The 6,472-nt window shown below is 51.8% G+C and carries 6 protein-coding genes, 1 rRNA gene and 1 other RNA gene; 7 read left to right on the top strand and 1 reads right to left on the bottom strand.

From position 1 onward, the window contains the following. Positions 1–736: 736 nt before the first annotated feature. Positions 737–1,990 (bottom strand): stalk domain-containing protein, encoded by a 1,254-nt coding sequence (locus tag LBW89_RS27140; RefSeq protein WP_225040912.1) that lies wholly within the window; start codon positions 1,988–1,990, stop codon positions 737–739. A 154-nt stretch (positions 1,991–2,144) separates the two neighbouring features. On the opposite strand from LBW89_RS27140, the gene ffs reads away from it, so the two are divergent. The 7 genes from ffs to LBW89_RS27105 all read left to right on the top strand — a co-directional run. Continuing rightward, an RNA gene (ffs, locus tag LBW89_RS27135) (signal recognition particle sRNA large type) lies at positions 2,145–2,412 on the top strand. 145 nt (positions 2,413–2,557) lie between these two features. After that, positions 2,558–4,312, top strand: a complete 1,755-nt coding sequence (gene dnaX, locus LBW89_RS27130; RefSeq protein WP_225040911.1) for a DNA polymerase III subunit gamma/tau — start codon at positions 2,558–2,560, stop codon at positions 4,310–4,312. Between the two features lie 69 nt (positions 4,313–4,381). Beyond that, a complete protein-coding gene (locus LBW89_RS27125) occupies positions 4,382–4,693 on the top strand; it encodes a YbaB/EbfC family nucleoid-associated protein (RefSeq protein WP_148454437.1) in 312 nt (103 codons plus the stop codon). A gap of 40 nt (positions 4,694–4,733) precedes the next feature. Next, positions 4,734–5,333 carry a recombination mediator RecR gene (gene recR / locus LBW89_RS27120; protein WP_148454439.1) on the top strand — a complete coding sequence of 200 codons (600 nt, stop codon included), beginning with the start codon at positions 4,734–4,736 and terminating at the stop codon, positions 5,331–5,333. Between the two features lie 200 nt (positions 5,334–5,533). Further along, positions 5,534–5,749, top strand: a complete 216-nt coding sequence (locus LBW89_RS27115; protein ID WP_213508934.1) for a DUF2508 domain-containing protein — start codon at positions 5,534–5,536, stop codon at positions 5,747–5,749. A gap of 12 nt (positions 5,750–5,761) precedes the next feature. Further along, positions 5,762–6,025, top strand: coding sequence for a pro-sigmaK processing inhibitor BofA family protein (locus tag LBW89_RS27110; RefSeq protein ID WP_148454441.1), 264 nt, complete (start codon positions 5,762–5,764; stop codon positions 6,023–6,025). 323 nt (positions 6,026–6,348) lie between these two features. Continuing rightward, positions 6,349–6,472: ribosomal RNA gene (locus LBW89_RS27105) — 16S ribosomal RNA — on the top strand; the annotation flags it as partial.

Here is a 6,472-nt window from a genome sequence, read left to right as displayed (position 1 = left end):
AAGTGAAAGTGACAAAAACACTGAGCCTGAACAATTTTATTGTCAGGCTAGCGTCTTTAGGCGCAGTTTGGCAACAGGGGGTTATACCCCAAGAGCAAACCACCCGTTGGACGGGTGGTTATGATTGAGGCTTTAGCCAGTTGAGCTCACGAAGCGCGCGAAACAACAAACTACCTGCTATGCGGGTGGTGTAGTGATGCTGATAGCAAAGAACCAGCTGATGGGGTCGTTATCATAGGAGTGTTCAAGCTACTATGTATAACGAAAGGAAATGTGGATTAATGGCTAATCGAAGTGAGTTGTCACAATACAAAGAGGCGCCTAGCGTGCTTGCTTCAAGCTTCCAACTCCAAAAAGATGCAAATCTGCAGGTATTTAAGCCGATCCCCGAGGGGAAAACGAAAAAAAATGCAAATCTGCAGGAATTTCCAGTGATTTTAGAGAGATGAGCCGGTTTCGTCGAAAATTCCTGCAGATTTGCAGGTATTTAGAAATTTTAAGTCCAAACAGGAAAAAAGCCTGCAGATATGCAGGAATTTATGTTATCAAGGTTGTCTGAAGGGGTACTAGTTATATTCGCACCTCTTCAGAGGTAGGCAATAGCGGCGACGTCATAGTAGCTTGAACGAAGTGAAAGCTAGCGCCTTTAGGCGCGAGCCGATAATAAAGGCTTATAGCCCAAGAGCAAACCACCCGTTCACCCGGGTGGTTTGCTCTTGGGAGTTTACGCGCTGCATCAGGACTTGAGCTCGATGGTTTGGCCCAAGCTGCTCCACTCTGCCGAGCTGAGGATTCCGAGGCGCCAGAGGGCAACCCCTTTCAGGTCATAGCGCTTTGCCAGACCGATGAGCGTAGTCATCGAATTTTCGTTTTCGTTATCCAGATTAAGACCCAAAATCAGTTTGCTCTTGTCGGTTTCCTGCAAAGCCAACCGAATCGCCTCATCGACTTTGGCGGCGGGGTCCGGTTGTTTCTTGGTTCCGTAATTGTAAGCCATAATGACGATTTCGTCGGATAGCTCGCCAAGGGCTTTATAGTCGTAACCTTGGTAAGAAGAGTTCAACGGGTGCAGGGCAAGTCCGAGCTTCAAGCCCGCCGCTTTCGTTTGCGTCCTCACTTCTTTCACGAAAGCCGTGAAGGCATCCCGGGTCGATTGTTTCTCGGTGGTGAGGCCGAGTCCTTCGAAATCAAGCATAATGCCTTCAAAGGGATGTTCTGCGGCTGCGGCCAGCATGTCGGAGATCGCCTGCTTGCGGAATTCCGCATTTTCGATCACCTTGGTCAATTCTCCTTTGGCATCGCTGGAGTAGACCATCAAGTACGGTATTGTCCCCGCGGCGGAAGCATCCGTCACCAGTCTCTCGGGAGTTACATCGCCGGCCGCTTGCGGCCAGTTGAAGTCTCTCCCCGTGCGTGTGAATTTCCCGTTCTCATCGATCCGGCTCCAGCCGAAAGATACGGCGTCCAGGCTCGCGATTTTGGGGGCATCGGAAAAAGCGCGGATGGCGTAAAAGCCCAAAGTATACATTTTCTCTTTAGGCGACGAGATCGACACCGTCCGGGAGGCTTGATTCCATTGAACCTTAGCGCCAAACTGCTGGCTGAAGAAGCCCAGGGGGATCAGCGTGTTTCCGCCCGCCGACCGTGGAGCCTCGGCAAGTTGGACCGCGGCGCCGTTAACAGTGGCCTGCTTTTGGTTCAGGGTGAGCACGACGCGTACTTCCCCGTTTGCGTCTTGCTTTACGGCGGTGATGGTCCTTGCTTGGGCATTCCAGGTCACAGGGATCCCCAAAGCCTCGGAAATGGATCGGAAAGGAACCAGTGTGGTTCCTTTGATCACGGTCGGTTCCGTGGATGCGTTTAACGGGTACCCGTCCAAAAGAATTTGGACCGCCGGGGCGGCTTCGATTCGGGCGGACTGCAATCCCCAAAACCCGCTTGCCGCGATCGCGGCGGACAGCAGAATTTTGGCGAGGCGCTTTCGATTCATAACTCTATTTCTCCTCTCAGGGTTCTACTATTTTCCAATATTCCTATCAATATAGCAGAAAAAAATAGATTTTGCATGTCGGTTGAGAGAGGGAGAGGATCCAAGTTTTGCCGCGGGTTGCATTTTGGACGGGCATAGGCTATACTTAATTTCACCGTGCTAGATGGGGAGGTAGCGGTGCCCTGTAACTCGCAATCCGCTGTAGCGAGGTTGAAGTCCTGTTAGCGGTCTTGCCGATGTGAGGTCCGGTCTTTACGGCAGACGTTGACGGACGGGTCCTCCGCAATGAGTAATTGTGAACCTGGTCAGGTCCGGAAGGAAGCAGCCATAAGCAGTCCCACTCTTGTGCCGGAGGGGAGCCTGTCCCGAGTTGCGCCGTAGAGGTGCCGCTTGGATCGCAATGATCAATAACAGGTGCACGGTATTCTAACGCATAAGAACGCATCTTTGTCATTTGGCAAAGATGCTTTTTTATTTCCCGAGATATGAGTTTTTCTGACCTGTCGAGTATAGTATAATAAGAAAGCGGCGAATGGCCGCGGATGGATAGAAAGAAGGTGCCGCAAAATGGAGCATATCGCACTGTACCGTGCTTGGCGGCCGCAGTCGTTTCAGGACATGGTGGGGCAGCAGCATATCATTCGTACGCTGCAGAATGCGATTCGCGAACAGCGGCTGTCGCATGCGTATCTTTTTAGCGGTCCTCGGGGAACGGGGAAGACCTCCACGGCCAAGGTTTTGGCCAAGGCGGTGAACTGCGAGAAGGGGCCCGCACCGGAACCGTGCAATGAATGCGATGCCTGCCGGCGGATTACTGCGGGCGCTGTCATGGACGTGCTTGAAATTGACGCCGCTTCCAACCGGGGGGTCGAGGAAATTCGCGATCTCCGCGAGAAAGTGAAGTATGCCCCCACGGAAGTGCGGCAGAAAGTGTATATTATCGACGAAGTTCATATGCTGACCACCGAGGCGTTTAACGCCCTGCTGAAAACGCTCGAGGAACCGCCGCCGCATGTGATGTTCATCCTGGCGACGACGGAACCGCACCGCCTCCCGGCGACGGTAATATCCCGATGCCAGCGTTTTGACTTTCGGCGAGTTTCCTTAGAGGAGCAAAGCCAACGCTTGCGGACGATCTGCGAACAGGAAGGGATATCGGCGGAGGACGAAGCGATTGAGTATATCGCAAGGCTGTCCGATGGCGGGATGCGCGACGCGCTTAGCATTTTGGACCAGATCTCTTCTTTTTCGGACGGCCGGGTTTCTTACCAGCAGGTTTTGGACATGACGGGAGGGATTCCTTCCCGGCAGTTTGCGGAACTCGCCAGAACCATCCTGGAGGATGATGTCGGCGGGATGCTGCAATTGATCGAAGGCTTCATGCAAGAGGGCAAGAGCGCCGATAAATGCATGGAGAACCTGCTGTATTATTTCCGCGATCTGCTGATGATCAAAATGATTCCGGAAGCGGACAAGCTGACGGAGCGCGTGTTGGATGCCCGGGACTTCCGGGAGATGGCCTCCGCTTTTTCACGTGCGCATTTATTCCGAATTATCGACACGCTGAATCACTATCAGTCGGAAATGAAGTATGCCGCGCAGCCTCAGACGCTGTTTGAAGTGGCGCTCTTGAAGCTGTGCAGCCTGCCTAAAGGAGATGGCTCGGTGCGTGAAGAAGCCGCCCAGCAAGCGGCTGTCCCCGGCGCCGCAGCATCGGAGGTGCAGCAACTGAAGAGGCAGCTCGCGGAACTGGAGCGCAAGCTGGAGCAAGCGCTGCAGGGCGGATTGGCCGGCGGCGCAGGCGGCGGAAGCGAACGTTCGGCTGCGCGGCCACCGGCCAGAAGCAGTGCGCCGCGTTTGTCTTCCCCGGCGAAGCTGCCTTCCGGTCTCGACAAGTATGTCGCTCAGCGGAACAGCCCCGAGTTTATGGCTGTCCAAGGCAAATGGAATCAGATTCTCCAGGCCGTAAAAGACGAGAAGGTCACCATCCACGCCTGGTTTGTTAATGGCGAGCCCGTCTCCATGGTGGATAACGCCGTGCTGGTTGCTTTTAAAAACGATATTCACCGCGAAACCACGGAGAAACCCGCTAACAAGCAGCTTATCGAACAGGTCATGGAACGCCAGCTCGGACATCCTTGCCGTTTGGTGACTATGATGCTGAAGGATTGGAATGAAGCGATTCAGGGGGCGAATGCCGCGCCGAGCGAACCTTTTGAATTGGAGCCGCCTCCCGAAGATGCTGGAGGAAGCGGTAAGGAGCCTTGGGTGGATGAAGCGCTGCAGCTGTTTGGCGAGGAACTTGTCGTTATTAAGGAATAGCCCGGTTTTTGATTTTAGGAGCTACCCCTTATAATAAATGCTGATACTTATGAAGGAGATGTGAGCCCAATGAATAATATGAACCAAATGATGAAGCAAGTGAAGAAGATGCAGGAACAAATGCTGAAAGCTCAAGAAGAGCTTGCCAGCAAAACGGTTGAAGGCAGTGCGGGGGGCGGAGTCGTAACTGTTCAGGTTAACGGTCACAAGAAAGTGTTGTCTTTGAACATCAAACCGGAAGCGGTGGACCCGGATGATGTTGAAATGCTGCAGGACCTTGTGCTGACGGCGGTCAACGATGCATTAAACAAGGCGGAAGAACTTGCTAACCAAGACATGGGCAAATTTACGGGCGGAATGAAAATTCCAGGCTTGTTCTAATTTTTGATTACCGAATTTAGACTGAAGGAGATTGCTCCCATTGTATTATCCCGAACCGATCGCGAAGCTGATTGATGCGTTTACCCGCTTGCCCGGTATCGGTCCGAAGACAGCCGCAAGGCTGGCGTTTCATGTGCTGCGCATGAAAGAGGATGATGTCATCGATTTTGCCAAGGCTTTGGTCAGCGTGAAGCGGAATCTTCACTACTGTTCCATTTGCTGCAACATTACGGATAGCGACCCCTGCCGGATTTGTCAGGATAAAACGCGCGATCCTTCCGTAATTTGCGTGGTCCAGGAGTCCAAAGACCTGGTCGCCATGGAGCGTACCAAGGAGTTCGATGGTTATTATCATGTGCTGCAGGGAGCGATTTCTCCCATGGAAGGTCTTGGTCCGGACGATATCCGGCTGAAGGAACTACTGAACCGTTTGAGTGACGAACGGGTAAAAGAACTCATTTTGGCCACGAACCCCAACATCGAGGGTGAGGCTACGGCCATGTATATCTCGCGGCTGGTCAAGCCGTTTGATCTGCGCGTCACCCGTATCGCCCATGGGCTTCCGGTTGGCGGAGATCTGGAATATGCGGACGAGGTCACGCTCTCCAAGGCGTTGGAGGGACGGCGCGAACTGCATTAATCCACTTACTGGACAAGGACCCTGATTGGCTTCGGCCAAGTCGGGGTTCTTTTTTTGCGGCCAATTTAGGTTCTAAGTTTGTCCTTCTTTCGATACATATGAAATAGAGCGTATGCGATGGGAAGGAGTGAGCTGGTTTGAGGTTTTGGAGATCCAGACTTCGTCGCTTGAATGGGGTCGCGCCTGATTTGAATCAAGAGATGGATTATAAAGAACAGCTGTACCGGGAGGTCTGCAAGGCGAGGGATGATTGGCGCAGAGCGCGCTGGGCTTTTGAAGAGGCGCAGGGGGAAGAGGAGGTGGATGTGGCGATTTATTTGCTGGAAGCCGCGGAGCGGAGGTATCAAATCCAGTTGAAGCTGGCTAAGCAAGCTAAAGTGGATTGGGATGCGTTTAGGAATGGGGCTTATTTTTGAGGAGGGGCTTGGATGAAAATTGCGCTGACCGGAATTTTGATCGTTTCTCTAATTTCGCTTTTATATATTACGATATCAAGGCGGTTGGGATTTGCTTGGCTGACTAGATTAGGTCTGCATGTTGTTCTTGCGGCTTTGGGTCTTTATTTGGTTAACTTCTCGGGAATCGCAACGGAAGCCTATATTCCTTTAAATCCGGTAACCGTGACTACAGTGCTGGTGCTTGGACTCCCCGGGGTAGGTCTGCTGCTTGGCTTAAAACTAACCATGATATGACAGTTGACGGGGCTTCATGATCTATGGTACATTATAAATCGCTTCTGAAATGGACAAGCGCTTACAGATTTAGAGAAACAACTTAACAATCAAAAAAGTTCTTGACTTGAGAGAAGCAGACGTGATATATTATAAAAGTCGCCGCTGAAATGCGGATATGACGAAAGAAACGAAGTTGATCTTTGAAAACTGAACAACGAGTGAGTATTAAAATGATGGAATTTAAATCGACCTTGTGTCGTTTGAAAATCCATCCTATGAGAATTAATTTTCTCGTCAGTAACTGATTGAGCTAAGGCTCTTTCGAATAAAGCATCAAAACTTTATTGGAGAGTTTGATCCTGGCTCAGGACGAACGCTGGCGGCGTGCCTAATACATGCAAGTCGAGCGGAGTTAATCGGGAGCTTGCTCCTGATTAACTTAGCGGCGGACGGGTGAGTAACACG

The sequence above is a fragment of the Paenibacillus sp. alder61 genome (assembly GCF_020179875.1).
Lineage (GTDB): Bacteria > Bacillota > Bacilli > Paenibacillales > Paenibacillaceae > Fontibacillus > Fontibacillus faecis.
Note: the sequence above shows the minus strand (reverse complement) of the source record. Positions and strands in the feature narration are given on the sequence as shown.

Coding starts and splice junctions, on each gene's coding strand:
- LBW89_RS27110 (WP_148454441.1), top strand. CDS start 5,762: ATGAAAATTGCGCTGACCGGAATTTTGATCGTTTCTCTAATTTCGCTT.
- dnaX (WP_225040911.1), top strand. CDS start 2,558: ATGGAGCATATCGCACTGTACCGTGCTTGGCGGCCGCAGTCGTTTCAG.
- LBW89_RS27115 (WP_213508934.1), top strand. CDS start 5,534: ATGGATTATAAAGAACAGCTGTACCGGGAGGTCTGCAAGGCGAGGGAT.
- LBW89_RS27125 (WP_148454437.1), top strand. CDS start 4,382: ATGAATAATATGAACCAAATGATGAAGCAAGTGAAGAAGATGCAGGAA.
- LBW89_RS27140 (WP_225040912.1), bottom strand. CDS start 1,990: ATGAATCGAAAGCGCCTCGCCAAAATTCTGCTGTCCGCCGCGATCGCG.